This is a genomic window from Psychrobacter sp. T6-1, from assembly GCF_052258445.1.
The window spans coordinates 1-514 of sequence record NZ_JBQQFC010000842.1; the positions used below are offsets into that span (position 1 = coordinate 1).

Sequence of the window (514 nt, forward strand, 5' to 3'; positions counted from 1 at the left end):
TAGAAGAAGCAGGACTACTCCCTGAACTCCAAAAGCTCGGCTTCGACGTTGTCGCCTTTGCCTGTACCACATGTAATGGCATGAGCGGTGCGCTCGATCCAGAGATCGAAAAAGAAATCATCGAACGTGATCTGTTTAGTACCGCAGTACTCTCAGGTAACCGTAATTTTGATGGTCGTATTCATCCCTACGCCAAGCAAGCGTTCCTTGCCTCCCCGCCACTCGTTGTCGCCTACGCTATCGCGGGCAACACTCGATTTGATATCGAAAAAGACTCGCTCGGTAAAGACCAAGACGGCAATGATATCTATCTAAAAGATATCTGGTTCGATGACGCGGAAGTTGATGCTATTGTAAAATCGGCGGTGAAGCCTGAGCAATTTAACGAAGTCTATATCCCGATGTTTGATGAAGCCAAAGCAGATGCGGGTCGCAATGAGTCATCAGTTACCGACCCGCAGTATGACTGGCGCGAGCTGAGTACTTATATCCGCCGTCCGCCGTATTGGGAAGG

1 protein-coding gene is annotated in these 514 nt (G+C 49.4%); it reads left to right on the forward strand.

What is annotated here, in order from left to right; all coding sequences use genetic code 11:
• Window positions 1–514, forward strand: a 514-nt coding sequence (locus tag ACTXGO_RS16275) for an aconitase family protein (RefSeq protein WP_443575261.1), incomplete at both ends; no start/stop codon positions are given.